This is a genomic window from Cedecea sp. VD22 (assembly GCF_037150195.1).
Taxonomy (GTDB): Bacteria; Pseudomonadota; Gammaproteobacteria; order Enterobacterales; family Enterobacteriaceae; genus Cedecea.
Window position 1 is genome coordinate 328,282 of the sequence record NZ_JBBCPX010000001.1, and the last position, 24,657, is coordinate 352,938.

At 56.0% G+C, this 24,657-nt stretch carries 24 protein-coding genes; 10 read left to right on the forward strand and 14 right to left on the reverse strand.

The features are described from left to right. Window positions 1-59 precede the first annotated feature (59 nt). The 3 genes from WFK85_RS01685 (at window position 60) to WFK85_RS01695 (ending at window position 1,719) form a co-directional block, all read left to right on the forward strand. Window positions 60-509 carry a winged helix-turn-helix transcriptional regulator gene (locus WFK85_RS01685; RefSeq protein ID WP_008455662.1) on the forward strand — a complete coding sequence of 150 codons (450 nt, stop codon included), beginning with the start codon at window positions 60-62 and terminating at the stop codon, window positions 507-509. Window positions 510-682: 173 nt separating this feature from the next. Next, on the forward strand, window positions 683-1,471 hold the full coding sequence (locus WFK85_RS01690; protein WP_166993686.1) for an SDR family NAD(P)-dependent oxidoreductase: 789 nt from the start codon (window positions 683-685) through the stop codon (window positions 1,469-1,471). Window positions 1,472-1,569: 98 nt separating this feature from the next. After that, window positions 1,570-1,719 (forward strand): hypothetical protein, encoded by a 150-nt coding sequence (locus WFK85_RS01695; protein WP_157141384.1) that lies wholly within the window; start codon window positions 1,570-1,572, stop codon window positions 1,717-1,719. Here the strand turns inward: WFK85_RS01695 and WFK85_RS01700 are convergent. Genes WFK85_RS01700 through folE2 form a run of 6 tightly spaced genes read right to left on the reverse strand, consistent with a single transcriptional unit; the run spans window position 1,716 to window position 7,344 of the window. Next, window positions 1,716-3,065 (reverse strand): dihydroorotase, encoded by a 1,350-nt coding sequence (locus WFK85_RS01700; protein ID WP_336709674.1) that lies wholly within the window; start codon window positions 3,063-3,065, stop codon window positions 1,716-1,718. The two genes, WFK85_RS01695 and WFK85_RS01700, sit on opposite strands and share 4 nt — an antisense overlap. Window positions 3,066-3,096: 31 nt before the next feature. After that, window positions 3,097-4,059 (reverse strand): FecCD family ABC transporter permease, encoded by a 963-nt coding sequence (locus tag WFK85_RS01705; RefSeq protein ID WP_336709686.1) that lies wholly within the window; start codon window positions 4,057-4,059, stop codon window positions 3,097-3,099. A gap of 35 nt (window positions 4,060-4,094) precedes the next feature. After that, on the reverse strand, window positions 4,095-5,045 hold the full coding sequence (locus WFK85_RS01710) for an ABC transporter substrate-binding protein (RefSeq protein WP_336709684.1): 951 nt from the start codon (window positions 5,043-5,045) through the stop codon (window positions 4,095-4,097). A gap of 19 nt (window positions 5,046-5,064) precedes the next feature. After that, window positions 5,065-5,862 carry an ABC transporter ATP-binding protein gene (locus tag WFK85_RS01715; protein WP_336709672.1) on the reverse strand — a complete coding sequence of 266 codons (798 nt, stop codon included), beginning with the start codon at window positions 5,860-5,862 and terminating at the stop codon, window positions 5,065-5,067. Window positions 5,863-5,864: 2 nt separating this feature from the next. Then, on the reverse strand, window positions 5,865-6,425 hold the full coding sequence (locus WFK85_RS01720) for a carbonate dehydratase (RefSeq protein WP_008455674.1): 561 nt from the start codon (window positions 6,423-6,425) through the stop codon (window positions 5,865-5,867). Beyond that, on the reverse strand, window positions 6,415-7,344 hold the full coding sequence (gene folE2, locus WFK85_RS01725; protein ID WP_336709670.1) for a GTP cyclohydrolase FolE2: 930 nt from the start codon (window positions 7,342-7,344) through the stop codon (window positions 6,415-6,417). The genes WFK85_RS01720 and folE2 overlap by 11 nt, the downstream gene beginning before the upstream one ends. Window positions 7,345-7,591: 247 nt before the next feature. Here folE2 and WFK85_RS01730 point away from each other — a divergent pair, with 247 nt between their 5' ends. From WFK85_RS01730 to WFK85_RS01740, 3 genes are read left to right on the forward strand one after another with little or no spacing between them, the layout of a single operon-like run. Next, window positions 7,592-8,203: a methylthioribulose 1-phosphate dehydratase gene (locus WFK85_RS01730; protein ID WP_166993674.1), complete on the forward strand. Its 612-nt coding sequence runs from the start codon at window positions 7,592-7,594 to the stop codon at window positions 8,201-8,203. A gap of 43 nt (window positions 8,204-8,246) precedes the next feature. After that, window positions 8,247-9,743, forward strand: coding sequence for an FGGY-family carbohydrate kinase (locus WFK85_RS01735; RefSeq protein WP_336709668.1), 1,497 nt, complete (start codon window positions 8,247-8,249; stop codon window positions 9,741-9,743). Further along, on the forward strand, window positions 9,740-10,768 hold the full coding sequence (locus WFK85_RS01740; RefSeq protein ID WP_336709667.1) for an NAD(P)-dependent oxidoreductase: 1,029 nt from the start codon (window positions 9,740-9,742) through the stop codon (window positions 10,766-10,768). The genes WFK85_RS01735 and WFK85_RS01740 overlap by 4 nt, the downstream gene beginning before the upstream one ends. Window positions 10,769-10,798: 30 nt before the next feature. Here WFK85_RS01740 and WFK85_RS01745 read toward each other — a convergent pair whose 3' ends face one another. From WFK85_RS01745 to WFK85_RS01765, 5 genes are read right to left on the reverse strand one after another with little or no spacing between them, the layout of a single operon-like run. Continuing rightward, the gene (locus tag WFK85_RS01745; protein WP_336709666.1) at window positions 10,799-11,743 is read right to left on the reverse strand and encodes a carbohydrate kinase family protein; all 945 of its coding nucleotides are present in this window, start codon (window positions 11,741-11,743) and stop codon (window positions 10,799-10,801) included. Window positions 11,744-11,750: 7 nt separating this feature from the next. Continuing rightward, window positions 11,751-12,758: an ABC transporter permease gene (locus WFK85_RS01750; RefSeq protein WP_336709664.1), complete on the reverse strand. Its 1,008-nt coding sequence runs from the start codon at window positions 12,756-12,758 to the stop codon at window positions 11,751-11,753. Then, on the reverse strand, window positions 12,758-13,747 hold the full coding sequence (locus tag WFK85_RS01755; RefSeq protein WP_166993664.1) for an ABC transporter permease subunit: 990 nt from the start codon (window positions 13,745-13,747) through the stop codon (window positions 12,758-12,760). Before WFK85_RS01755 ends, WFK85_RS01750 begins: the two co-directional genes overlap by 1 nt. Continuing rightward, complete coding sequence (locus tag WFK85_RS01760; protein WP_336709683.1) at window positions 13,744-15,249, reverse strand: sugar ABC transporter ATP-binding protein; 1,506 nt, start codon at window positions 15,247-15,249, stop codon at window positions 13,744-13,746. The genes WFK85_RS01755 and WFK85_RS01760 overlap by 4 nt, the downstream gene beginning before the upstream one ends. 32 nt (window positions 15,250-15,281) lie before the next feature. Then, window positions 15,282-16,262, reverse strand: a complete 981-nt coding sequence (locus tag WFK85_RS01765; protein WP_039291649.1) for a sugar ABC transporter substrate-binding protein — start codon at window positions 16,260-16,262, stop codon at window positions 15,282-15,284. Window positions 16,263-16,793: 531 nt separating this feature from the next. Here WFK85_RS01765 and WFK85_RS01770 point away from each other — a divergent pair. After that, window positions 16,794-19,100, forward strand: a complete 2,307-nt coding sequence (locus WFK85_RS01770) for a molybdopterin-dependent oxidoreductase (protein ID WP_336709663.1) — start codon at window positions 16,794-16,796, stop codon at window positions 19,098-19,100. Window positions 19,101-19,104: 4 nt separating this feature from the next. Here WFK85_RS01770 and WFK85_RS01775 read toward each other — a convergent pair whose 3' ends face one another. Beyond that, on the reverse strand, window positions 19,105-19,980 hold the full coding sequence (locus WFK85_RS01775; RefSeq protein ID WP_336709661.1) for a LysR family transcriptional regulator: 876 nt from the start codon (window positions 19,978-19,980) through the stop codon (window positions 19,105-19,107). 143 nt (window positions 19,981-20,123) lie between these two features. Here WFK85_RS01775 and attM point away from each other — a divergent pair, with 143 nt between their 5' ends. After that, window positions 20,124-20,906, forward strand: coding sequence for an AttM family quorum-quenching N-acyl homoserine lactonase (gene attM / locus WFK85_RS01780; RefSeq protein ID WP_336709660.1), 783 nt, complete (start codon window positions 20,124-20,126; stop codon window positions 20,904-20,906). Window position 20,907: 1 nt separating this feature from the next. Here the strand turns inward: attM and WFK85_RS01785 are convergent, their stop codons facing one another. Then, window positions 20,908-22,095, reverse strand: coding sequence for a sensor histidine kinase (locus tag WFK85_RS01785; protein ID WP_336709659.1), 1,188 nt, complete (start codon window positions 22,093-22,095; stop codon window positions 20,908-20,910). Then, window positions 22,092-22,790 carry a response regulator gene (locus WFK85_RS01790; RefSeq protein WP_336709658.1) on the reverse strand — a complete coding sequence of 233 codons (699 nt, stop codon included), beginning with the start codon at window positions 22,788-22,790 and terminating at the stop codon, window positions 22,092-22,094. Before WFK85_RS01790 ends, WFK85_RS01785 begins: the two co-directional genes overlap by 4 nt. Before the next feature lie 126 nt (window positions 22,791-22,916). Here WFK85_RS01790 and WFK85_RS01795 point away from each other — a divergent pair, with 126 nt between their 5' ends. Further along, the gene (locus WFK85_RS01795; protein ID WP_336709656.1) at window positions 22,917-23,705 is read left to right on the forward strand and encodes a MipA/OmpV family protein; all 789 of its coding nucleotides are present in this window, start codon (window positions 22,917-22,919) and stop codon (window positions 23,703-23,705) included. Between the two features lie 359 nt (window positions 23,706-24,064). Continuing rightward, window positions 24,065-24,403, forward strand: coding sequence for a helix-turn-helix domain-containing protein (locus WFK85_RS01800; protein ID WP_166994039.1), 339 nt, complete (start codon window positions 24,065-24,067; stop codon window positions 24,401-24,403). Window positions 24,404-24,657 lie beyond the last annotated feature (254 nt).

Genomic DNA, 24,657 nt, shown 5'->3' on the forward strand with positions numbered 1-24,657 from the left:
GCTCAGCCTCTCATACAAAAAGTTTTATAATAGAACCCGGCAAACCCATCGGAGGAATGATGAAACGTAAGAGCCTTGAAGACAGCGTCTGTTCGGTTGCCCGCACGCTGGACGTGATCGGCGACTGGTGGTCGTTGCTGATCGTGCGCGATGCGCTGAACGGCATGTCTCGCTTCGGTGAGTTCCAAAAAAACCTCGGCATCGCCAAAAATATGCTGACCGTTCGCCTGAAACAGCTCGTCGATAACGGTATTTTTGAGCTTCGCCCGGCATCGGACGGCAGCGCCTGGCACGAGTACGTGCTGACGGAAAAAGGCCGGGCGCTGCAGACCGTTTTAGCAGCCCTCTCACAGTGGGGCTGCGAAAACCTCTACGCCAAAGATGAGACACGCAGCGTCCTCGTCGACAGCCAGCAGCATCGTCCTATCCGCAAGCTAACCTTACAGGCCGAAGATGGTCGTGAGCTAAAACCGGACGAAATAATCACTCAGGCACGTTCCTCCTCCTGACCAATAAGCATCTGTTATTCAGGTGCTTATTAATATTCCCTTTAGCAATTCCTGCGCATAACGAAAAAACATCCCTCATATTGGTTGCATAATAAAACCAACAAATCTACATTTACCTCAAAGTTTCATTATGAAACCACATTAACGTTACTCTCCTTCATGTGAGGTGTTTTATGGCTAACTCTCGTTCTATTGCGGTCATTACCGGCGCATCTTCCGGTATTGGTGCGGTTTATGCCGATCGTTTTGCGGCCCGAGGTTTTGATCTGCTGCTGGTTGCCCGGCGCGAAGATCGCCTGCGCGATCTGGCCGCGAAGCTTGAAGCCCGCCACGGCATAACCGTGACTACGCTAAAAGCCGATCTGGTTAACGACCAGGACATTGCCGCCGTTGAGGAGGCCCTGAAAGATCCGCGCATCAGCGTGCTGGTTAACAACGCGGGCACCGCCCACAGCGCAGCGTTTACCGCCGCCAGCGTGGAACAACATCAGGCGCTTATCACGCTGAACATCACGGCGTTAACTCGCCTGAGCCATGCCGCCCTGCTTAATTTCCAGCAAAAGAACAGCGGCACGCTGATCAATATCTCGTCGATTCTGGCAGTACAGAGCTGGGTGGGCAGCGCGGTATACAGCGGCACAAAGGGCTATGTATTGAACCTGACGAAAGTTCTGCAGGCCGAAGCTGCCGGCACCGGCATTCGTATTCAGGCGGTGCTGCCCGCGGCTACAGCAACCGAAATTTGGGATCGTGCGGGCGTGTCGGTGGACTCATTGCCTGAAGGTGCGGTCATGAAAGTGGATGATTTGGTGGATTCCGCCCTGGCCGGACTGGACAGCGGGGAAGCTGTCACCATCCCGCCATTGCACGATCTCAGCCTGTGGGAAACCTACGCCACTACGGCGCAGGCGATGTTTGATGCGGCAGGCGTAGGGCAGCCAGCGCCTCGCTACGCCCGCTAATTTTCCCGGGCAGATGTCGCCGGCATCTGCCCATCATTTACTGACAGGCCGCCATGTCTCGCTATAATGAGGCAAATTCCTGCCAATATGATGCTGTGATGAAACTGTTTTACTATTCAGCCGCAGGCATGGTTGCTGCGCTGATTGTCCTCTGGGGAGCGCTGATTGTGGACAGCGCCAATATCCTGCAACAAATGTCCGAGCTGATGCACTACATCGAAGATTTGTTCAAACCTCGCGAACGCTAGCGGTTAAACGCCAGCGCCTGGCCGTAAATCCCCTCGGCAACTGACTCGCCGTCCCAGACGAGGTGCCCGTTCACCAGCGTGCTTTCAACCACGCCGCCCTGCAAGGTGTGCCCTTCGAAGGGTGACCAGCCGCATTTGTAGGCAACATTACTGCCCTCAATGCTGGCGCGTTTCCAGGGGTTGATCACCGCCAGATCGGCCCAGTAACCTTCCCGGATATAGCCGCGATCCTTAATCTGAAAACGTTCGGCTACCGCGTGGCTGGTTTTTCTGACGATAAGTTCAGGCGTGAAAATCCCTCTGGCACACATATCCAGCAGCGCGGGCAGCGCGTGCTGCACCAGCGGCAATCCCGACGGAGCCGAGAAATAATCATGCTGCTTTTCCGCCAGCAAGTGCGGCGCATGGTCGGTCGCAATAATATCAATCACGCCAGTCTTAACTGCCTGCCATAGCGCCCGCTGGTGTTCCTGGCCCTTCACCGACGGGTTGCACTTCAGCCTGTGCCCCAGCGCCGCGTAATCATCCTGATTAAAATAGAGGTGATGGATACAGGCTTCCGCCGTGATCGTTTTTCTGCGTAAGGCTTCAAGCGTGGGCGCGGGCTCAAACAACGCCAGCTCATCGGCCGTGGTGATATGCAGCACATGCAGCCGCGTGCCGTGCTTTTTCGCCAGCGCGACCGCCCGGGAAGATGAAAGCAGGCAGGCCTCAACCGAGCGAATAGCTGCGTGTTCTGCGGCCGGGATCTGCTCCCCATATCGCTCTCGCCACAGCGCCTCATTACGTTTGATAGTCGGCGTATCTTCGCAATGCGTGGCCACCAGCCCCGGCGCATGCTGGAAAATAGCCTCCAGAATGCGTTCGTCATCCACCAGCATGTTGCCGGTGGAGGCACCCATAAACACTTTTACGCCGCAGGCGGCATCGGCTGGCAGCGCCTTAAGTTCTTCCAGATTGTCGTTGGTGGCACCGAAATAGAAACTGTAATTGGCCAGCGAACACTCGGCGGCTCGTTGAAATTTACCTTCCAGCGCCAGTCTGGTGGTGGTTGGCGGCGAAACGTTGGGCATTTCCATATAGCTGGTGATCCCGCCCATCACCGCCGCGCGTGACTCGCTGGCAATCGTGCCCTTATGCATCAACCCCGGTTCACGAAAATGTACCTGATCGTCTATCATGCCCGGCAGCAGCCACTTCCCGGCAAGATCGCGCACATTCCACGTGGTACGAGCCGGGATCGCAGCGGCTATTTTTTCAATTCGCCCGTCCACAATGAGCAGATCGCCCTGGTAACGCCGATCCTCATTCATCATCAGCGCGTTGGTCAGTAACAGAGGTTTCATTAGTCGTTTTCTCCGGCTTAAAAAGGCTGCGCTAGCGTCGGGCAACCATCACAACAATAAACAGCCCGCCAATTCCGGCGGTAATAATGCCGATGGGCAGCTCCTGCGGCGCAACCAGCACCCGGCTGACCAAATCGCCGCCGCACAACAAACAGGCCCCGACAAGGGCACACAAAGGCAGCAGCCTGGCGTGCTTAATGGCGGAAAAATGGCGGCAAAGATGCGGCACCATCAGCCCGACAAAGCCAATCACGCCGGTCAGCGATACAAAAATGGCGGTCGAAAAAGCGCAGCAAAGAAAAATTTCGGTGCGCAGGCGGGTCACGTTAATGCCCAGCGAAAATGCGGTGCGATCCCCCGCGAGCAATCCATCCAGCGATCGCCATCTCAACAGGCAAAATGTGGCCAGCAGCAGCAAACCGCCCAGCGCAAATCCCAGGTTATCCCATCGCGCCAACCCCAGGCCGCCGAGCGACCAGAATAAAACCGAGCTGGCCGTACGCTGGTCACCGGCGAATATCAGGTAGCTGGTTAACGCCCCGAACAAGAAAGAGATCGCCAGCCCGCAAATAATCAGCGTTTCGGCACCCCGTTCGCGTTTGAGCTGGAATAAAGACAGCACCGCAACCGAAGAAAGCAGCCCGCCGCCAAAAGCGGCCGCCGGTAGCGTCCAGACGCCGAAGAAGTCGCCGAAGCGGGTAAAAACCAGCACCGCTCCGGCAGACGCGCCCGAAGAAAGCCCGAACAAAAAAGGGTCCGCCAGCTCATTGCGCGTGGCCGTTTGCAGCAGCGTGCCCACCACCGCCAGCCCCGCGCCGGTCATCAGGGCGAGAAGCGTTCTGGGCAGCCGGATGTCCAGCACGATCCCACGAATCATCGGTGAAATGTCCGTTGCCGTCGGTTGCAGCGCGTTTACCACCTGATTCAGGCTGAGCCGGACCGAGCCTTCCGTTAAGCTAAGCACCGCAAACAATATGACGAGAAACCCCGCCAGGCATGCGGCCCGGCGGTAACGCCAGGCTAAAACCCTCACTGTGCCGCGAACAGAACGCGAGCGAGCTTCTCAACCGCGGCGATATTTGCCGGGCCGGGCGTCAACTCGGCGTACTGCAGTTTTAGATATCGATGCTGTTTCACCGCCGGGGTGAGCTTCATCAGCGGGTGGCGCTCAAGGAACTGGCGGAGCGAATCAGCGCCCCCGCCGGTCTGGTAATCCAGCAGAATGATGACATCCGGCTCGGCCGACGCAACATTTTCCCAGGAGGTTGTCCCCCAGCTGGTGTCCAGCCCTTCCATGGCGTTTTTACCGCCAGCGGCCTCGATAATGGCCTGCGGCATGGCGTATTTTCCGCTGGTAAACGGTTTGTCTTCCCCGGAGTCATACACAAAGACTTTCAGTGGCCTTGCGCCCGGTAGTGCTTTGGGGAGGGCCGCCAGCCGCGCTCTCCAGCCGTCAACCAGCTTCTGAGCAACCTCCGCCTTACCAAAAATTTTGCCAAGCGTAAGCTCATCGTTATAAAGCAGATCCAGGGTCGCCTTGGTTTTGCTTTCCCCGGAAATCGCGCAGCTTTCGCTGAGCACAAAGGTTTTGATGCCGTATTTGGCAAGACTTTGAGGTGTAACGTCGCCCCCCACTTTCATGCCGTAATTCCAGCCCGCGAAAAAGAAATCTGGCTCGGCGGCCAGCAGCGTTTCAAGCGAGGGGTATTTGGGCGCAAGCTCAGGGATCGTCCCCATTTGTCGCTTAAATTCGGGCGTCATTTTGTACCAGCCGGAGATGCCGATCAGACCCACAATCTGCGGCTGTAAATCCAGAGCAAAAGCCATCTCCGACATGTTCAGGTCGTTGATTACCGCCCGCTTTGGTGCTGCGGTAAAGACAATGGGTTTACCGCAGCTCTCAATGGTCACCGGGAAACCGGAGGCAAAGGCAGTAAAGGAGGTAAAGGCCAGCCAGAAGCCGGTAGCGATTTTTAACATCATAGCGATCCCTGAAAATTTACCGTGGGCGCGAAGGTTCAAAAAAACGGACTCGTCTGCCTTGCTGGCCTGGATGGTCAACGGTAAAGCTGTCGAGGCCGAAAATGGGGCGAAGTGTTTCGGTATTCAGCGCGGCGTCGGGCACGTTAAAAGCCTGCTGTCGCCCCGCCGACAAAATAAGGACCTTGTCCGCAAACCCTTCGATTAAGTTGAGATCGTGCAGGACGGCGATAACCGTTGTGCCGCGAGCTTTCACCAGCGCTAACAGTTCTTCCCGTGCCGCCAGGTCCAGATGATTAGTCGGCTCATCCAGTAACAGCAACCGGGAGGTTTGCGCCAGCGTTCGCGCCAGAATTGCCCGCTGCCTTTCCCCGCCGGACAGACAGGCCAGCGATTTATGCCGCATCCCGAGCACACCAACCTCTTTCATCGCCCCACACACAATGCAGCGATGTTCTGGCTCCGGCATATCACGGGCAAACGGGAGCCGGCCTAACGCGACATAATCCTCAATGGAGAGACGCAAATCGGGGAGATCGTTTTGCGACATGACCGCCACGAGCTTCGCCCGCAGCTGCGGGTTGAGCTTATTTAAGGGGCGGCCCGCCAGCGTTATTTCCCCCTCGGCCTTTAGTTCCTGGCTCAGCGCCCGCAGCAGCGACGTTTTGCCGCTGCCGTTTGGCCCAATCACGCTGAGCCGCTCACCTTTTGTCAGGTGAAAATTAATCGCCACCGGCCAGGCTGCGCCCTGCGGACGGGCAATCGCCCGCAGGGAAACGCTTAACTCGGCTGCTGGTTCTCCGGGGGAAAAAGGCATGCTCAGAACTCGTTGCGCAGCAGTTGGTAACCTTCCACCAGCTTGACGTTGGTGTTGGCCACCTCTTCAGAAAACTGCACCGAAGCGGGGTCAACCCGTGAATAGTGGCTTAAATCAGAGTCAGGCCCCACGCGCTCGGTGGACGGAATATACGTTTGTTTCGGCAGTGTCACCCCATCAACCACCGCGTTGTAGCGAATGACGCAGCCGGTTTGTACGTGGCAGTTAAAAAGTACGCTGTTAAAGCCGATAAACACCCGCTCGTCGACCCGGCAAGGGCCGTGCACAATCGCCCGGTGCGCAATCGACGTACCGCTGCCAATGGTCACCGGCGCCCCGCTTTTCGAGTGAATAACCACGCCATCCTGAATATTCGAATGGGAATGGATCACGATAGGATCCATGTCGCCTTCGGCGTTCAGCTCATCGGCGCGGATCACCGCGTAAGGCCCGACATAAACATAGTCATGAATAATGACCCGGCCACAAATCACCGCCGTGGGATCGATGTACGCTTTGGGAGAGACCTGTGGCAGATGGCCTGAAGGGTTTTTACGCAGCATGGTGATTTCCTGTCCAGTGAATACGGGCCACCGCGTTGTGCGCATGGAGGCTTTCCTGATGCTCAACGCGAAGGCTAAAAGCGGTGCTAAAAGGCGCGTCCTGCATCGCCTTGTTCAGGCGGCGAGCGGCGTCTTCGCAAAACATCAAATTTTGGCCATTGGCCAGGGCGAAGGCCTGCTCGTCGCTACGCTTAACCACCGTTTGCACCGCCGTGCCAAGCGCAGCCTCGCAGCGGTCGATAAGTTCCTCGAAAGGCAACGTAGCAACATCCGGCTTCAGCTGGCAGCTAACCCACGCCCAGCTTCTCTGGCTGTGGGGCGTGCCCGGCATGCCCTTCTCGCCCAGCCAGGCCAGCATTTCTTCGACGGACACCCCCTCCTTTCGCGAGCCAAAGTCCCGCTGAAACTGCTGCTGCGCGAGATTGCGACTCAGCGCCGCCGAGGCCGGACAGGTAGATGAATACGGGATCCCCACCCGAAGCGTGACGGCAAAACTTTCCCCACGCTCCGCCAGGATGCGGATGGGGTAAGCCTTCCAGCCAAAGTGGTTTGAGGTTAAAGATTTGCGGGACAGCAGCAGTTCGCCGGTGATTTCCACGCTGGCGCGGTCGCTGCTGCGCTGGTGCGAAACCAAAAATTCTCCCAGTAAACGGCGCAGTACCGCCGGCGTAATTTCGCCCTGGGTTAGCTCGTCCAGCAGCAGATAGATCCGGGACATATGAATGCCCTTTTCCGCTTCCGGGGAACGGAGAAGATTGATCCCGGCGTTGACTTTCGCCGTCAGCGGGCGCCCCGCGACCTCCACCGGAAGGTCGATTTGTTCCATGCCAACCCAGGACAGGGCCATGTCGAAATCGTGGCTTCTGAGTGACTGAATATCAGGCAGCATTTTGGGGCATAACATTGGAGTGACCGTCATATTGCACATCGTCTTACTGTGATTTTGTTACGTTATAACATAACAAAACTCATTTGTGCAAAGCGACGTTTTGCCGTAAAGCGAATCCGCCCGATCACAGAAGAAAATTCGGTGTAAAACCGCTGATTGGCTCGATATATCTTATCACCCGGCAAGTGTTGCCCGAGTGTTCACACAATGATAGCATCATGCAAACAGCCATTTAGACGGCTAGACAGTTAAACTAAAAAGCATTGAGGAATAACGTATGTGGCAAGAAAGGCTCTCGCAGTTGGTCAGCACCTGTCATTGGATTGGCGCTAAAGGCTGGGCTCCGGCGACCGGCGGCAATATGTCCATTCGCCAGGATGCCGAGTGGTGCTGGCTGAGCGAATCCGGGCGCGACAAAGGCAGCCTGACCAGCGAGGATTTCCTGCAGGTAGACATTGCCACGAATCAGGCGCCGTCGGGGCGTAAACCCTCCGCCGAAACCGGACTGCACACGCTGGTTTATCGCCTTTTCCCGGAAGCAAACGTCGTGCTGCACGTCCACACCGTGAATGCCACCGTGCTGTCGCGGATTGAAAAAGGCCCGGCGTTGAACATCAGCGGCTATGAAATGCAAAAAACCCTGACCGGCCAGCAGACGCACCTCGACACGGTGCCAATTGCTATCTTCGATAACGATCAGGACATCGATGCGCTGGCAAAACGCATTGAACGGCATGCCGAACAGGCTCCCCTGAAATACGGTTTCCTGCTGCGTGGCCACGGCCTGACCTGCTGGGGCAAAGACGTCGCCGAAGCACGTCGTCAGCTTGAAGGGCTTGAATTCCTGTTCGAATGCGAAATGCAGCGCCGCCTGTACGAGCGCGATTAATCGTTATCTTCCTGTGTCTGTTCGCTAGCGTGAGGTTTAAGGTATGGAATATTTCCTGGGTATTGATATCGGCACGTCGCGGGTCAAAGCCGTGCTGTTTGACAGTAATTTCCATGCCGTCGCCAGCGCTGCGGAAAACACTTCTCCCACGCTTTCCCCACAGGGCTACGCCGAACAGGATATGGAGAAGCTCTGGCAGTCCGTCGTGCGCACGCTGCGGCAAGTGGCCGACAGCCCGGCATTACAGCAGGGCAAACTCAAGGCCATCGGCCTGGCGGGCCAGGGGGAAGGCGTCTGGCTGAGCGACAAAAACGGCGATCCCGTGGGCCCGGGTATTCTCTGGAGCGACACCCGCAGCCGGGCGCTGATGGACGAACTGCTGCAGTCGCCTGGCCTCGACAAAGCCCTGTTCGATGAAACCGGCTCTCAGCTCCAGCCCTGTAACACCAGCCTGCAGCTCTGCTGGCTCAAGCGAAATCAGCCGGAACGCCTGGCCGCCGCCGACTATATCTTCTTTGCTAAAGACTGGATTCGCTTTCGGCTTACACAGGTTGCCGCCCTTGAATTAACCGACACCAGCGCTTCGCTGCTGAATCAGTTGACCGGGGAGATTTCCGATTTCGCCCTTCAGGCTCTGGGCATCGACGATCTGAAAACACGTTTTCCGCCCCTGCTTCACCCCGACGCCCAGGCTGGTAGCTTGAGTGAAGCCGCCGCCCTGCTTTGCGGCCTGCCGCCAGCGACGCCAGTTGCTGCAGGCGCACTCGATGTGTGCAGCGCGGCGCTAGGCTGCGGGGCTATTCATGACGGGGATATTTATACCATTCTCGGCACCACCTGCTGCACCGGCGTGGTGTGCCACGGGCGCGAGACCGTCAGCAGCGGCACCCGCTTTGTCACCCATACCGAACAGGGCAGTTTTATTAACCTGTTTCCAATGCAGGCCGGGACACCAAATATCGACTGGCTGCAACAGCACATTTCGCTGACGCCGGACCTGGTTGCGCTGGAAAAAGAGATTGCCGCTATTCCGCCGGGCAGCGGGGGCGTTTTCTGGCAGCCTTATCTGAACGGCGAGCGCGCGCCGTTTTACAGCCCCACAGCCCGGGCAGGGTTCTTTGGCATCGACCAGCACACGTCCCGCGCGGCGCTCCAGCGCGCCGTTTTTGAAGGGCTGGCCTATGCGATTGTGGATTCACTCACGGGCTATGCCAGTGAGGGCAGTCTTTACCTCACCGGCGGCGGCGCAGCTTCCGCCACCTGGCTGCAAATTATCGCCGACTGTACCGGGCGCACCGTCATTGCCAGCCACTTTAATGAGCTAAGCGCCAGAGGCGCGGCGCTGCTGGCCGCCCGCAGCGTAGGCGCGCTGGAACACTATCCGGCTATCGAACAAACCCGCTATCAGCCTCAGCCCGAGGCCCATGCCGCCTACCGGGCGCTGTTCCCGGTGTTCCGCCTGCTGCGTGAACAGCTCCAGCCGGTGTGGCAGGCCAGGCACCAGGCTTTACAACGTCTTTCTCAGGATAATGCACAATGAAAATCGTCTTTACCGCCGAGTATGCGGGCAGCCTTGAACCGTTTAGCCAACTGGGTGAGCTGGTTGTCGATGGTTGGGCCATCGGTAAACCCAAGCTTCAGACCGCACAGATTATCGACCTCGCCCACGATGCCGAGGTGATTGTCACCAGCTATGACGACATCACCGCCGAGGTGATCCACAGCTGTCCTAAGCTGAAAGTGATTGCCTGTACTCGCGCCAATCCGGTGAATATTGATGTTCAGGCGGCTCGGGCCCGCAATATCACCGTGCTTTATACGCCAGGACGCAACGCCGATGCCGCCGCCGAACTCACGCTGGGCCTGATGCTCGGCCTGATGCGTCATATTCCACAGTCCCATGCCGCCCTGAAGCGCGGCGCATTTACCCGCGAAAGCCAAAGCGAACAGCAAACCCAGTCCGGCCTGCGCAAAGATGTGGTCTGGGACGTCAGCCCGGAAAGCCCTTATGAAGTGTTCAAGGGCGGCGAGCTGCGCAATAAAACACTGGGTTTGATTGGCTACGGCAATATTGGCCGCCGCGTGGCGCGCATTGCCCGCGCTTTCGGGATGAATATTTTGGTGGTGGATCCGTTTGTCGCCGCCGAGGATATCGACGAGCCGGGGCTGCATAAAACCACGCTCGACGCGCTGTTCCGCGAGTCAGATATTGTCAGCCTGCATTTGAGCAGCGGGCCGCACAGCGATGGTCTGGTCAACGCGTCCCTGCTGCAAAGCATGAAACCGGGCGCGAAGCTGATCAATACGTCCCGCGCCTCCGTGGTGGTGGAAGCCGATCTCATCGAAGCCTTGCGCCACGGGCCGCTCGGTGGCGCGGCGCTGGATGTCTACCACCAGGAGCCGCTGTGGCGTGACCATCCGTTTATCAGCGAGCTGGATAACGTCATCATTACGCCGCACATCGCCGGGGCAACCCGAGAAAGTATTCAGAAACACACCGCGATGATTGCCGCCGATCTTCAGCGGTTTGTGGCTGGTGAGCCGCTGCTGTACGCCTGGCGCTAAGAGAAAAAACGGCCCTTCGGGGCCGTTTTTTTATGCCAGCAACGGCGTCGTCGCCATAAAATCCTGCAAGTGTTCCCAGTTCACCACGCCCGCATCAGAGCCTAATCCTGTCGCCACAAGCGCGGCAGTTGCGGAAGCAACCCGGCAGGCTTCGTCTTCCGACAGCCCTCTGGCCAGAGCGGCGATGAACCCGCCGCAATAGCTGTCTCCGCAACCGGTTGTGTCGCTGGCAATCACGTTATAGGCCGGGAAGTGACGGGTTTTCTCGGGGCTGAATAGCCAGGAGCCTCGCACGCTGTCTTTAAAAATGCAGCATTTCGCACCCAGCGCCAGGAAGAAATCGGCAATCTCTGCGGGCGCCTGTCGCCCGGAGATAAATGCGGCTTCTTCGAGCGCAGGCATAAAATAATCCACATAAGGCAGCAGCGGACGTAAGAGCGCCAGCGTATTGCTATCCGGTGCAATTAAATCAAAGCTGGTGATGACGCCCCACGCTTTCGCCGCGGCCAGTAAACGAGCGCTCTGGCCGCCATCCATGGCCGCAAGCAGCCCGGTGCCGCCGTGGTGCAGATAGCGCGTATTCAGTACCCGACCGAAATCAGCCTCAGCGACGAACAACTCATCGGATGCGCCCCGGCAGTGCAGTGCAGGTCTCTCACCGTTTGGGCGAATGGGCAAAATCGTCGCCGATGTCTCTTTTTGCAACGTCCGCTGGATCAGCGAACAGTCAATCCCCAGCCGGTGGTAGCTGCCCAGAATAAACTCGGCTTTTTCGTCCTCGCCCAGGCAGGCCACGGTTGACGTGCGAATGCCCAGTTTGGCGGCATTCACTAAAGCCCCGGCGGCAGTTCCCGCCGGGTTGAGGCGAATTTGCTCAATAAACTGCACGCCGCCGCCGGAGGGGATGCCCACTACAGGGCGCCCCGCAATATCCAGGATGGTCAGGCCCACAAAAACAGCGTCAAATTTGCTCATAACGCCCTCACTGGTGCTGCTGGCGCAGTCGCGCCTGCCAGAATGAAACGGCCAGCGCCACCACCAGGATCACGCCCACCAGCGCCTCTTTCACCAGGTAGTTCAGCCCCATCAGGTTAAGCCCGTTATCAATAATCGCGAGGAACAGCACGCCGCCAAGCGTCCCCCCCATGCTCACGCGCCCCTGACGCTGAAAAGCGGTGCCGATAAACACGGCGGCAATGGCATCCATCAGGTAAGACTGCCCGGCGAGCGGCGTAAACTGGCGCAGGTTGGCAGACAGAATAATGCCGCCCACGGCACACATTGCCGAAGCGGCAATCAGCACCCAGAACAGGGTTCGCTTATCGGCTATCCCGGCTATACGCGCCGCTTCACTGTTTTGCCCAATCGCACGCACCCACTTACCAAACAGCGTCCGTTCGGTCAGCAGCCAGGCGACCAGCCAGACCACGAGCACGATAAGCACCGGCGTGGGGATCCCTCCAACATTGCCCACCGCTAAATCGTGATATTCCGGGGCCATGCGCCGCCAGGAAATCGCCCCGCCGCCGTCGGTGTAAATACGCTCGGCGCTGCTGGCAATAAACCAGGTACCTAGCGTCGCCAAAAACGGTTTAATGCGGCAGGCGAGGATAAGAAAAGCGTTGACCAGGCCTATCACCACGCCGCCCAACAGGGCGCACAGCACAGCCACCTGCCAGGGAAGCTGCCAGGTTTTGAGCGCAATTAAAGCCAGCATGGCGCCAAAGTCGATAGCCACGCCGACGGAGAGATCGATCGCCCCGGCGCTGACAATCAGCGTCATCGCCAGCGCCACAATCAACAGAATGGCGCTGCCCTGAAGCAAATTGCTCCAGTTATCCAGCGTCAGGAAAACGGGGTTTGACCAGCTAAACAGGACAATGAAAAACAGCGTGACCAGCACAAAGCCCGCACGTGACAGCCAGGCCAGCGGTTTTCTCCCGGACTCACCGGCCGGACGCGTTGCCGCCAGAGCAGAAAAAACTTTCATTATTTATTGCCCCCTTTCTGCTGCAGGGCAGAAGCCGCCAGCACCACAAGAATCAGTCCGCCTTTAATGGCACCGACCCAGAAGATATTAACCCCCAGTAATCCAAGACCGTTAGACAAGGCGTTGACCAGGATAGCCCCCAGAAGCGCCCCCCAAACGGTAACCACGCGGCGACGGGAGAAGGCTGCGCCCAGGAAGGTCGCCAGCACCGTCTCCATCAGTAAAGGCGTAGCGGTTCCGCTGGAACTGCCCGACCCCTGCGCCAGCAGCGGGAAGACCGCCAGCCCGGCCGCAACGGCGGCAATAAGCCAGGACGCGAGGATAAGACGGCGCACGTTAAGCCCGGACATCTGCGCCATGTCTTTGCTGCCCCCCGTCGCCTGCAAGTGCTGGCCAAAGCGGGTGTGATGCAGCAAAAGCTGGAAGCCTACGAAGACCAGCAGCAGATAAATCAGCACATAAGGAATGCCCAGCATGCTGCCGTCGCGAAACGCCACCATCAGCGGGTCGCTGACGCTAATCCGGCGCTGCCCGGTCAGCAGATCGGTCAGGCCGGTAAAGGCCACCGAGGTTGAGAGCGTTGCCAACAGCGGTGGCAGTCCGGTAACCAGTACCAACAGCGCGTTGATGCCCCCGCACAGCAGACTCAGCGCCGCCACCAGCAGTAAGAGCAGCGGCCACGGCGTCAGCCATTCGCTCATGCCCAGGCTTAACAGCGCCACGCCGAACACGGCGATGGCCGGGAGCGAAAGATCGATCCCGCCGGAAACGACGTCATCTCCCCCGGCAGCAATCACGCAGACAAGGCCAAAGCTCAGGATCGCCAGCGGCACGCTTTGCACCAACATCAGGCTGATGTTCTGCCAGCTAAGGAACCACGGCGATTGAATGCTTAGCCAGACAAACAGGCCAACAAACAGCAGCAGCGGAAATTTTTCAAACAACGCAACGGAGCGACCTGTCCCAAAACGGCGAATTTCAATCATCATGCTGCATGCTCCTGCCCACCGTTAATCGTTGCCAGTAGCGCGTCAAGGGTCAGTCCCTGAGTGGGCAAGTTCGCCACCATTTCCCCGCGCCACATCACCAGAATGCGGTCGCACAGGCCCAGCAGTTCGGTCGCGTCGCTGGAAGAAACCAGCACCGAACGCCCCTGCTCGGCAAGCTGTCGGGTGCGCTGATAGATATCGCTGCGTGCGCCGATATCGACGCCGAGCGTGGGCTCATCAAGAATAAACAAGCGGGCGTCAGTCCCCAGCCAGCGGGCAAGAATCACCTTTTGCTGATTTCCACCACTCATAAAGCGTACTGGCAGCGCCGGGAGTGCAGGACGAATACTCAGCCGCGCAATCCAGTCCAGGGCTTTTTGCAGCGCCCGGGAACGGTGTTCCCAGCCAAACGTTGCCGTGTCCGGCAGCGACGCAAGGTTGATGTTATCGGTGGCCGAAAACGGCAGGATCAGCCCCTGATGACGGCGATCGCGAGGTACAAGCGCCATACCGGCCCGGATAGCCTGCCGCGGGGAGCGAATACGGCGGGAGCGCCCTTCTATGACAATCTCGCCCTTTTTCGCCGTGTTCAGTCCGTAAAGTGTATCCACCAGCACGTCCCTTCCCGCGCCCAGCAGCCCTGCCAGACCGACAATTTCACCTTTACGGATTTCAAAGCTGATGTCCTGTAGCTGCTGCCCGTCAGACAGCGAACGCACGGCAAGCAGCGGTGTTTCTCCAGCCGTGGTATCAGCCTCGTGCTGACGAGGGGTATAAAGTCGGTCAATTTCTCTGCCGACCATCATATGAATGACGGCATCGGTATTCTGCAGCACTTCGCGATCCGGGTAGCCCACCACTTCCCCGTTGCGCAGCACGGTGCCCGCATCGCACAGCGCGGCAATTTCGTTGAGGTAATGGGAGATGTACAGAATCGCGATGCCCTGCTCCTTGAGACGCAGGATAGCGTCAGACACCAGGCTCGCTTCGTGAGCTTCGAGCGGCGCCGTAGGTTCGTCGAAGACCACCAGCTTTGCCGCGCCGTCAATCAGCGCCCTGGCGATTTGCACGAGCTTGCGTTCGGCCAGACTCAGTTGCCGGATCAGGCGGTCGGGGTTGATATCCAGTTGCCAGGTACGGAGGAAAAAATCTCTCGTCGCCTGTCGCATACGCCTGCTGTCCAACAGCCCACCGGCACGGCGATATTCCTGCCCCAGAAACACCGACTCGGCAACGGTAAAATGTGGGATTAGATTAAGTTCCTGATGAATAACGCGTATTCCCTGGGCCTCAATCGCCGCGGGCTTACCCAGCGGAAGCGGGATGCCGTCGAGCGTGGCCGCGCCGCCATCGGCCTGGTAAACCCCGGCAAGAATTTTAATTAAGGTGGATTTGCCCGCGCCGTTTTCACCGATAAGCCCGTGAATTTCACCGGGGCCGATCGTCAGCGTGACCGCGTTTAACGCGGTCACATTGGCAAATCGTTTACTGATGCGGTCCATCACCAGGCCGCGCTGCGTTTTTGCCGCGTCCACTACTTCAGCTCACCGTAACCCAGTTTTTTGTACACGGCTTTAGCTTCATCCGGGCCTTTCACCGGGATAACCGGGATAAAGGTCTGAATTGGTAGCTTCTGGCCTGCGAAGTAGCGAGCCACGTTTTCGGCAGACGTCTGGCCAATCAGGTGAGGCTGCTGAGCAACGTTGGCCACCAGCGGACTGTCTTTTTCCGCCATGATTTCCAGCGTTTCCGGGCCGGCGTCGATGGCGGTGACCTTCACATCTTTATCACGTCCGGTCTCTTCCAGCGCCTGCACGATACCGATAGCCGGCTGGTCCCAGCAGGCTACATGGATAGCATCCAGCTTGCCTTTCGGATACTGGCTAAGTAACTCGAGGGTTTTCTTACGAGCATCCTCCGGCGAGTTAGCAAATTGTTCTGCCAGCTCCGGTTGAATAATTTTAATATCCGGGTAGTCCTTCAGGACATATTTCCATTGGTCATAACGTATGCCGCAAATACGTAATGAATTAGAGAATGCGTTAAATACCGCAACATTACCTTTGCCGCCAAGCGCATCAGCCATATAACGGCCAATGGTTGAACCCAAAGTGTAGTTGTCAGACGTCGTGTTATTCACGGAATACTGAGAAACATGGTCAACGGTAAAGACCGGAATACCCGCGTCGCGCAATGCTTTAAATTTAGGCTCAACGGCACTGTCGCCCAAAATACTGATTACGGCATCTACCTTCCGGGACAGCAGAATATCGTGGTTATTGGCATGAACCTGGTTATCCCTGCCACCATCCACGCCGATAACCTTGCCGCCCAGCTTTTCCACTTCTTCGGTAGCGCCCTTATAGGCTTCGCGATCCCAAAAGTGCTGGGTTCCCACGACGGCAACCCCGATTGTTTTCCCCTGTAATGAGAGCGTGTCTGCGGCGAAAGCAGCACCTGATGCCAGCGACACCAGGCCTACGGCGGCAGACAGAAGTCTTTTTTTACCCTTCATTGCTATAGTTATCCTGTAGTTATTATTCACACTTACGCCTGATGATCCGGGTTTCAGCCTGGCAGCAAGGGCTTATTCCGCTACACTTATTTGAGACAATAAATGTCGCGAGCGCCCTGGCCTCCGGCAAAAAAAGACCATTAAGCGACAGCATGACAACAAGCATTATCAAGCCAAAATAAAAAATAGATATATCTTATACTTTCACAGCCATGTCTTTAAGTCACTTTAGAATGAAGTAAACAAACATGAAAAAAACACATGTAAAACAGACAACAAGAAAATAATTCAACAACACTAAATACATGGGTTAATTATTTTTAGAGAGAAAACAAAACCCCTTAAAATAAAATTAAACGACGATATATTCTTTCCAGTTAATTATAAATCCTGTCGACTTATTTAAATGAAACAGTATTCGCTAAAGTTCGACCAATTTGCCTTATTTTTCATCGCTGGATGAATTTCCTCTTTGCGCCCACCTCCCCGTATGATGCCGCATTAGCCCTATTGAAAACGCATGGTATAAGCATGAAAGCGGAACATCAGCTGGCGGTAATGCACTGGGGAACCTACCAGGTCACCACCGAGGGCGATCGTATCGCCGCCATTTCTCCCGTCTCGTGGGACAAAAACCCCTCCCGCATCGGCCAGTCTCTGGCGGATGCCGTCACCGGGAATACCCGGATTCGTCGCCCGGCAGTTCGCCTCGGCTATCTGCAAAATGGCCCGGCCTCACGCGAAGGCAGAGGGAAAGAGCCTTTTGTCGAGGTGAGCTGGGAGCAGGCGTTGGATTTGCTGGCACGCGATCTCCGCTCGGTGCAGGAGCGATGTGGCAACGAAGCGATTTTTGGCGGCTCTTACGGCTGGGCCAGCGCCGGGCGCTTTCACCATGCCCAAAGCCAGCTGCACCGTTTTCTTAAAGGCTTTGGCGGCTACACCGCCAGTACCAATACCTACAGCAGCGCGGCCGGAGAACGGATCCTGCCGCATATTCTTGGCCCGTTAAGCCCGCTGCATAAACAACACACCCATTTCTCCGTGCTGGCAGAACATTGCGAAATGTTTGTGGCCATCGGCGGGCTACCGCTTAGAAATGCTCAGGTTAACAGCGGCGGCGCAAACGACCACATGCTGAAGCACTGGCTTGAGCGTCTGGCGCAAAATGGCGTGCAGTTCGTGAACATCAGCCCGGTACAAAACGATCTCAGCGCCGTAGAAAGCGCCCGCTGGCTGGCGATCCGCCCTGGCACCGATACCGCACTGCTGCTGGCGCTTTGCCATACATTGATTGCAGAGTCTCTGCACGATGCAGCCTTTATCCATAGCCATACCGTTGGCTTCGAACAGCTGCGCCGCTATCTTTTCGGCGAGCACGACGGCGTGCCTAAAACCGCTGACTGGGCGGCAGATATCACCGGCATTGATGCCGAACAAATCTTAACGCTCGCACGTACCATGGCGGGCAAGCGCACGATGATCAATATTTCCTGGTCCATTCAGCGTGCTCGCCAGGGAGAACAGGCGTACTGGGCAACCGTGGCGCTGACTTCTCTTCTTGGCCAGATAGGCACGCCTGGTGGAGGTTTGGCTTTCGGCTATGCCTGCACCAATCTTGCAGGTGCTGCGCGCGTGCCTTTTTCCGGGCCTCGCCTTCCCGCAGGAGAGAACAAGATAAAAACGGCTATTCCCGTGGCTCGCCTGTCGGACATGTTGTTACATCCCGGCGGTGAATATGAATTTGATGGCAAGCTCTGTCACTACCCCGATATTCGCCTCGTCTATTGGGCTGGCGGCAACGCTTTCCATCATCATCAGGATCTCAACCGCCTGGTTGAAGCCTGGCGTCGACCAGAAACCATCGTTGCCCACGAGCAGTACTGGACGGCGCAGGCGAAGTTTTCCGACATTGTGTTGCCGGTGACGACTTCTCTTGAACGCAACGATATCGGCAGCGGCAGCCATGACGGCTTTATGATTGCCATGCGCCAGCAGATCCCGGCCCTCGCGGAAGCGCAGGATGATTACACCATTTTCTGTGCGCTCGCGAAAAAATTGGGCTTTTACGACGCCTTCAGCGAAGGGCGGACCGCCGCCGACTGGTTGCCGCATCTGTATGAATCATCACGGGATAGAGCGCAGGAAGACGGCGTAGAGCTTCCCTCTTTTGACACCTTCTGGGAGAAGGGAAAACTGGAGTTCACGCCGCCCGCTAAGCCACAAGTTTTTCTGGCCGATTTCCGCGCAGATCCGCAACAGTTCCCGCTTTCCACCCCGTCGGGAAAAATTGAGCTTTATTCAGACACCGTGGCCGGTTTCGGCTATCGGGAGTGCCCCGGCTTTCCCTTCTGGGATGAAGAAGAGGCCGCTTATCAGCAACAGCAGGCCAGGCAGTGGCCTTTGCACCTGCTTTCCAGCCAGCCACGCACCCGACTGCACAGCCAGTATGACCACGGCAGCGTCAGCCGGGCCACTAAAATTCAGGGGCGCGAGCCGCTGTGGATGCACCCGGCTGATGCGCGCAAACGCGGGATCCAGGAAGGGGAAGTGGTAAAGGTCTTTAATGGCCGGGGTGCCATTCTGGCTGGCGTTCACATCAGTAACCAGATCCTGCCGGGAGTGGTTCAGATCTCGACCGGAGCCTGGTATGACCCGATGGATCCCTCCACGCCGGGCTCTTTAGATAAACACGGCAATCCGAATGTATTGACCGAGGATCGGGGCTCTTCGCGCCTGGGTCAGGGTTGCAGCGCCCAAAGCTGCCGGGTAGAAATTGAGCTTTGGAAAGAAGTACTCCCGCCGATTACCGCGTTTGATCCCCCCGAGTTTGTGGCCTGAGAGGTTACGCGAGAGCCTCCGCGAGCGTGTCTTTCAGGAATGCGACACACGCACTGACCTCGCGGGAGGCTTTATTTATTGGTGGGTAAAGTAAAAAGGCGCTAAATGGCGGCACAGCGTATTCCGGCAGTAGAGCGACAAGCTGGCCGTTTTCCAGCGCCTGGTGACATACCGGATATTGCAACACGCCGAGCGCGGCACCCGCCCTCAGCATTGTGTAGAGCGGCCGCCAGTGATTGGCGCTGAACACCACGTTCAGCCGGGCGCTGATAATCTGGTTATGTTGTGAAATAAGCGGTAGCCGGTTGTCGTTAAACAGGCCAGATACTCGCGCAAAAGCATGGTGAATCAGGTCGTCGGGGGAAGTTGGCGTACCGTTTCGCACCAAATACTCCGGGGAAGCCACCAGCACCCGCCGCACATTACCCAGCGGATACGCCACAAAATCGCCTTCACCCGGATCACCAAGCCTGAACGAAATATCGACGCCCTCCGTCACCGGATCGACTACGCGATCGTTCAGGACCAGCTCAATATTCAGATCGGGATGGTTTGCTCTCAGCTTCAGCAAGGCGGGCATCAGAATTTCTTCACCCGCGCCGAAGGGTGCTGCGATGCGAATCAGCCCTTTCAGCCCCACCCGCTCATCCACGACCGCCAGCGCAAGATCTGCCGCCGAAATCACGACTTTACTGCGTTCATAGAATAGCGCTCCGCTGTCGGTCATGGACATTCGGCGCGTGTTTCGCCGCAGCAGACGGGTGCCAAGGTGAGCTTCCAGCCGCTCAATCCTCTCACTCACCGCCGGCTGTCCGATGCCGATATCGCGCGCGGCGGCGGACATACTGCCCCGCTCCACCACCCGCACATAAATTCGCATTGCCGCCAGAAGATCCATGGACTGAGTATATTGGTTTTTCCGATAGATGAAAGCAGTAACAGATATCTACTGCGCCAGTGCAATTTACATAAAACTGACGGCTTATGCGTTATCAAATGCTCTTACTAATCAGGAATATCATCATGGCAGAGATCAGACTTTATCTTTTCCAGTCCGGCACTCAACGCTGCAAGTATCACGATATCAGGATGAATCAGGGGGAAGGGAGCCACTATGAAATCCCCGTCCCTTGGTTCCTTCTGACTCACCCGAAAGGCCACGCCATTATTGACGGCGGGCTAGCGGCAGAAGGGTTAGCCGATCCTCGGGCATACTGGGGAGATACGGTCAAACATTATCAGCCGTTAATGACCGAAGAACAGGGATGCGTGGCGCAGCTGTGTGCGCTGGGCATTGAGCCGGAAGAGATTCGCTATGTATTACTTTCTCACCTGCACTCTGACCACACCGGCGCGATTGGGCGCTTCCCAAATGCCTTACATATCGTGCAACGGCAGGAATACAACTATGCCTTTCAGCCTGACTGGTTCACCGCAGGCGCCTATTGCCTCAAGGATTTTGCCCGCCAGAATCTGAACTGGCAGTTGCTGGATGAAGACGGTTTTGATTTGTACGACGACGGGACGCTGCGCTGCATTTCGACCCCGGGACATTCGCCGGGGCATCAGTCGTTTCTGGTGACGCTCACCAGCGGTAAGGCATTCACGCTGGCGATTGATGCGGCCTATACGCTGGATCATTTTTATGACCGCGCGCTTCCGGGCTTGATGACCTCAGCCAGCGACGCTGCACGCTCGGTGGCAAAATTGAGACACCTGACCGAATGCCATGGGGCAAGGCTGATTCCCGGCCACGATCCCGACGTCTGGCCGCAATTTACGCTGGCACCGGCGTGGTACGAGTAAGTCAGGTTTCATCTTCGCTGAGCGGCACCGGCAAATTTATCGTCATCAGCAACCCGCCCTCGGCAGGCAGGCTGGCGTGGATATCCCCGTGGTGCGCATGACAGATTTCTCTGGCAATAGAAAGCCCCAGCCCGCTGCCGCCTGAATCTCTTGCCCGCGAGCGCTCCCCGCGGGTGAAACGCTCAAAAATATGCGGCAGATAATCCCCGGCGACGCCAGGCCCGGTATCAAGAAACTGGATTTCAATGCCCTGCTTAAGATGGCGAAAGCGAATGGACATGCGATCGCCCTTGCTGCAATAGCGAAGCATGTTCTCAATGATAATGGTGAAGACCTGCCCCAGTCGGGCTTCATCTCCTGAGTAATAGAATTCATCTTCCGCCTCCACCGAGACGGACATCCCGGCCGCTTCCAGCTGGGGTTTTAGCCATGCTACCCGTTCATTCAGGACTTCAGAAAGCGAGAATACGCCGTGCTGGAGCGAGAGTTGCCCCGCGCCCGCCAGGGAAAGGAAGTGCAAATCATCGGTCAGGTGGCTGAGGTTTTTTAGCTGCGTCATCACCATATTCAGCTGTTTTTCATCCGCCGGAAACACATGGTCGATCATGCCCTGCAGCCGCCCCATAGCGGCGGTAAGCGGTGAGCGCAGTTCATGTGCGGCCGCGACGTGCGCGGCCTTAAGCTCGCGTTCGTACAGCGCCAGCTGGCTAATCATTTTATTGAAGTTGCTGGCAAAGCGAGTCACCTCCGCCGGGCATTCATCCACCCGTTTTGCCTGTTGATTGAAATCCCCCTGAGCCACTATCTCCGCGACGTCCGTCAGGCTGCGAAACTGCGCGGCAAGCGGACGCGTGGCGCGTAAACAGCTGACGATCACAAATGGGGTCGCCATGGAAATAAAGATAAACAACCAGCCCCAGTTGAGAGAGCTGATGGAAGGCGTGCTGTATTCAATTCCCCAGCGGGCATCCACAATTTGATGAAAACGAACAATGTCTAAGTCAGGGTTCGCCCGCAGCGTCAGAAACTCCTGGTAAGCGGCAGGCGACATGTGATGTACAACCCAGTAATACTGAACCGCGTAGATGCTCCACATCGCCAGCACGATGAAAAACAGTACGCTGACGGCCACCACGATGATACGAATCGATATCCACAGCAGGAGCGATTTGCTCTTTTTGTTGTTCATGGTTTGCAGAACCTGTAGCCAATGCCACGCACGTTCAGAATGAGATTATCAACTCCCGCCGCCTCAAGCTTTTTCCTTAAGTTATAGACATGCGTGTCCACCACTCGCTCCAGAGCGTCGCTTTCCGGGAGACACTCTTCGAGCAAAAACTGGCGGCTGAGCGGCCTCGTCGAGGCACGCATTAGCGTTTTCAAAATAGAAAACTCGGTGAGCGTTAAATCCAGGCGCAGGGGAGGATGCCCCTCATGCAACACCTGCGCCGCCAAATTGGTGACATCAACCTCCAGTGGACCCCAGCGTAAAACATCTTCTGCGGGGAGTTGGCTGGCCAGGCTGCGCCTGAGCACGGCCTGCACCCTGGCCATGACTTCGCCGGGATTGTAGGGCTTAACCACATAATCATCGGCGCCATAGCGTAAAGCGCCGATCTTGTCATAGGGTTCGCCCATGGCGGTGATCATGATGACGGGCGTATTGCCCTTTCGCCTGACGGCCGCAAGAATTTCCGTGCCGTTCATCCCGGGGAGCATGACGTCCAGCAAAATAAGATCGGGCTTCCAGGTAACCACCGTGTTCATGCCCGCCAGGCCATCCCCGGCCACCGAAACGCTATAGCCTTCGCGTTTAAGATAGGCCTCCAACACATTTGCCGCATCAGCGTCGTCTTCAATCACCAGGACCCGTTTATTTTTCATTTAATGTTACCTTGACAGTTTCTTCACAAATCCCTGGTCGTTCATTGATAAGCCCTCAGCATAATCCTTTTACTTACTGAGCTAAGTATGCACAAAAAATATAAACACCTGACGATGAGAATCATTATGTTAACGAAGAAAAGCACAAAATACATAATTGCACCGCTGATAATTTCCAGTATTTCATCATCGTATGCAAGTGAATTTAATTCTGATCAAACCGTGACAACCTTTGGCCTTGGAGCTATATCCTCTCCGCGATACAGCGGAGCTAATGAACAAAACACCAGTGTTATTCCACTGATACACATTCAGATGAGTAATATATTCTTTGATTCCATGAATGGGCTTGGCATTCATCTTCAAAGCGATAATGGTTTATATTTCGAGCCAACATTGGGTTACGATTCAGGCCGCACGGATAAAAATTCAGGCTGGCGAAAAGGCTCGAATAAACTTAAAGGCATGGGGGATATTTCGTCTACGGTCAATTCGGGTATTGCGCTTGGCTGGGCCGTCGCCCCCTGGCTGGTTTTTGAAGGTAAAACAACGCTGCCGTTAAATGACGGCCAGGGCGTATCTTATTCCACAGCAATAAATTATATCCCGATTATGAACGAAGTTAATACGCTTACATTTCAGGCCAGCGCATTATTTGGCGATGCCCGTTATATGAATACCTGGTACGGCGTCAACGAACAGCAGCACAACCGATCAGGTTTCTCGCGCTACAGCAGCGCCGGTGGGTTTTACGGCACGGATACCAGCCTGACGCTGACCCATCAGTTCAGCGAACACTGGGGAGGCTTGTTTAGCCTGAGCTATGCCTGGCTTGATAAGAAAGCCTCCAACAGCCCCATCGTCATGAGAAAAGACGGTACGACCGGTATGCTTGCCATCAATTATACGTTCTGATTTCTTTTGCCATTGTGTATTCATTACAACAACAGGCCGAAGCATCGTTATGAAGATCGCGCTTATTGTGATTTTCACCTTCGTGGCATTTCTCTCCTCCACGGGAGTTCATGATTTTAAAGCATGCCTGTACGAAAAGGGTGATTTTAACGTCTGTAATAATACAGACGTTAAAAGCATACATTCAAAACACCCTCCGAAACCACCCTTATATAAAAACAACGTCAGGCGTTGCCATTCAGATAAAACAAAAAACATCGATCGTTATATTTTATCCTGCCATCTTAGAAATTTCATTAAATCGCTACTGCAGCGTTCAACGCGTAACTAAGCATTTACTAACACTGAGAGATATCAGCATGAAGATTTCCGCCAAAGTCATAGAAACCATCACCGGCTGGATAGATAATAATATTCATCGTCGATTACGAATAGAGGATGTTGCTCGCTATTCTGGCTACTCTAAATGGCACTTCCAGAGAATTTTTTTATATTATAAAGGCGAAAGTATTGGCCGATACATCAGAATCAGAAAATTACAGCTGGCGGCACAGGATCTCAAAAATACCCAGGAACGAATCGTCGATATTTCGGTGAAGTACGGCTTTGACTCACAGCAGAGCTTTAACCGGCTGTTTACCCGCAGCTTTAAGATGTCGCCAGGAACTTACAGGAAGGCTAAAGGTGTACGAAGGTGATGTACAAAGCCTGCACTTGCAGCGCGTTGCTACAGCGCCAAAGCAAAAGGGGCTGCCTTTCGGCAACCCCTTCGAATGTTGGCGGAAGCGCAGAGATTCGAACTCTGGAACCCTTTCGGGTCGCCGGTTTTCAAGACCGCACTATAATTACAGTAAATCAATAAGTTAACTTGTAGGTATGGTATAAACAGAAAAGATAGCAATGCTATAAATCAACAAGTTACCGACTTATCAACACTTAATATACCAACACT

Coding starts and splice junctions, on each gene's coding strand:
- WFK85_RS01685 (WP_008455662.1), top strand. CDS start 60: ATGAAACGTAAGAGCCTTGAAGACAGCGTCTGTTCGGTTGCCCGCACG.
- WFK85_RS01690 (WP_166993686.1), top strand. CDS start 683: ATGGCTAACTCTCGTTCTATTGCGGTCATTACCGGCGCATCTTCCGGT.
- WFK85_RS01695 (WP_157141384.1), top strand. CDS start 1,570: ATGAAACTGTTTTACTATTCAGCCGCAGGCATGGTTGCTGCGCTGATT.
- WFK85_RS01700 (WP_336709674.1), bottom strand. CDS start 3,065: ATGAAACCTCTGTTACTGACCAACGCGCTGATGATGAATGAGGATCGG.
- WFK85_RS01710 (WP_336709684.1), bottom strand. CDS start 5,045: ATGTTAAAAATCGCTACCGGCTTCTGGCTGGCCTTTACCTCCTTTACT.
- WFK85_RS01715 (WP_336709672.1), bottom strand. CDS start 5,862: ATGCCTTTTTCCCCCGGAGAACCAGCAGCCGAGTTAAGCGTTTCCCTG.
- WFK85_RS01720 (WP_008455674.1), bottom strand. CDS start 6,425: ATGCTGCGTAAAAACCCTTCAGGCCATCTGCCACAGGTCTCTCCCAAA.
- folE2 (WP_336709670.1), bottom strand. CDS start 7,344: ATGACGGTCACTCCAATGTTATGCCCCAAAATGCTGCCTGATATTCAG.
- WFK85_RS01730 (WP_166993674.1), top strand. CDS start 7,592: ATGTGGCAAGAAAGGCTCTCGCAGTTGGTCAGCACCTGTCATTGGATT.
- WFK85_RS01735 (WP_336709668.1), top strand. CDS start 8,247: ATGGAATATTTCCTGGGTATTGATATCGGCACGTCGCGGGTCAAAGCC.
- WFK85_RS01740 (WP_336709667.1), top strand. CDS start 9,740: ATGAAAATCGTCTTTACCGCCGAGTATGCGGGCAGCCTTGAACCGTTT.
- WFK85_RS01745 (WP_336709666.1), bottom strand. CDS start 11,743: ATGAGCAAATTTGACGCTGTTTTTGTGGGCCTGACCATCCTGGATATT.
- WFK85_RS01750 (WP_336709664.1), bottom strand. CDS start 12,758: ATGAAAGTTTTTTCTGCTCTGGCGGCAACGCGTCCGGCCGGTGAGTCC.
- WFK85_RS01755 (WP_166993664.1), bottom strand. CDS start 13,747: ATGATGATTGAAATTCGCCGTTTTGGGACAGGTCGCTCCGTTGCGTTG.
- WFK85_RS01760 (WP_336709683.1), bottom strand. CDS start 15,249: ATGGACCGCATCAGTAAACGATTTGCCAATGTGACCGCGTTAAACGCG.
- WFK85_RS01765 (WP_039291649.1), bottom strand. CDS start 16,262: ATGAAGGGTAAAAAAAGACTTCTGTCTGCCGCCGTAGGCCTGGTGTCG.
- WFK85_RS01770 (WP_336709663.1), top strand. CDS start 16,794: ATGAAAGCGGAACATCAGCTGGCGGTAATGCACTGGGGAACCTACCAG.
- WFK85_RS01775 (WP_336709661.1), bottom strand. CDS start 19,980: ATGCGAATTTATGTGCGGGTGGTGGAGCGGGGCAGTATGTCCGCCGCC.
- attM (WP_336709660.1), top strand. CDS start 20,124: ATGGCAGAGATCAGACTTTATCTTTTCCAGTCCGGCACTCAACGCTGC.
- WFK85_RS01785 (WP_336709659.1), bottom strand. CDS start 22,095: ATGAACAACAAAAAGAGCAAATCGCTCCTGCTGTGGATATCGATTCGT.
- WFK85_RS01790 (WP_336709658.1), bottom strand. CDS start 22,790: ATGAAAAATAAACGGGTCCTGGTGATTGAAGACGACGCTGATGCGGCA.
- WFK85_RS01795 (WP_336709656.1), top strand. CDS start 22,917: ATGTTAACGAAGAAAAGCACAAAATACATAATTGCACCGCTGATAATT.
- WFK85_RS01800 (WP_166994039.1), top strand. CDS start 24,065: ATGAAGATTTCCGCCAAAGTCATAGAAACCATCACCGGCTGGATAGAT.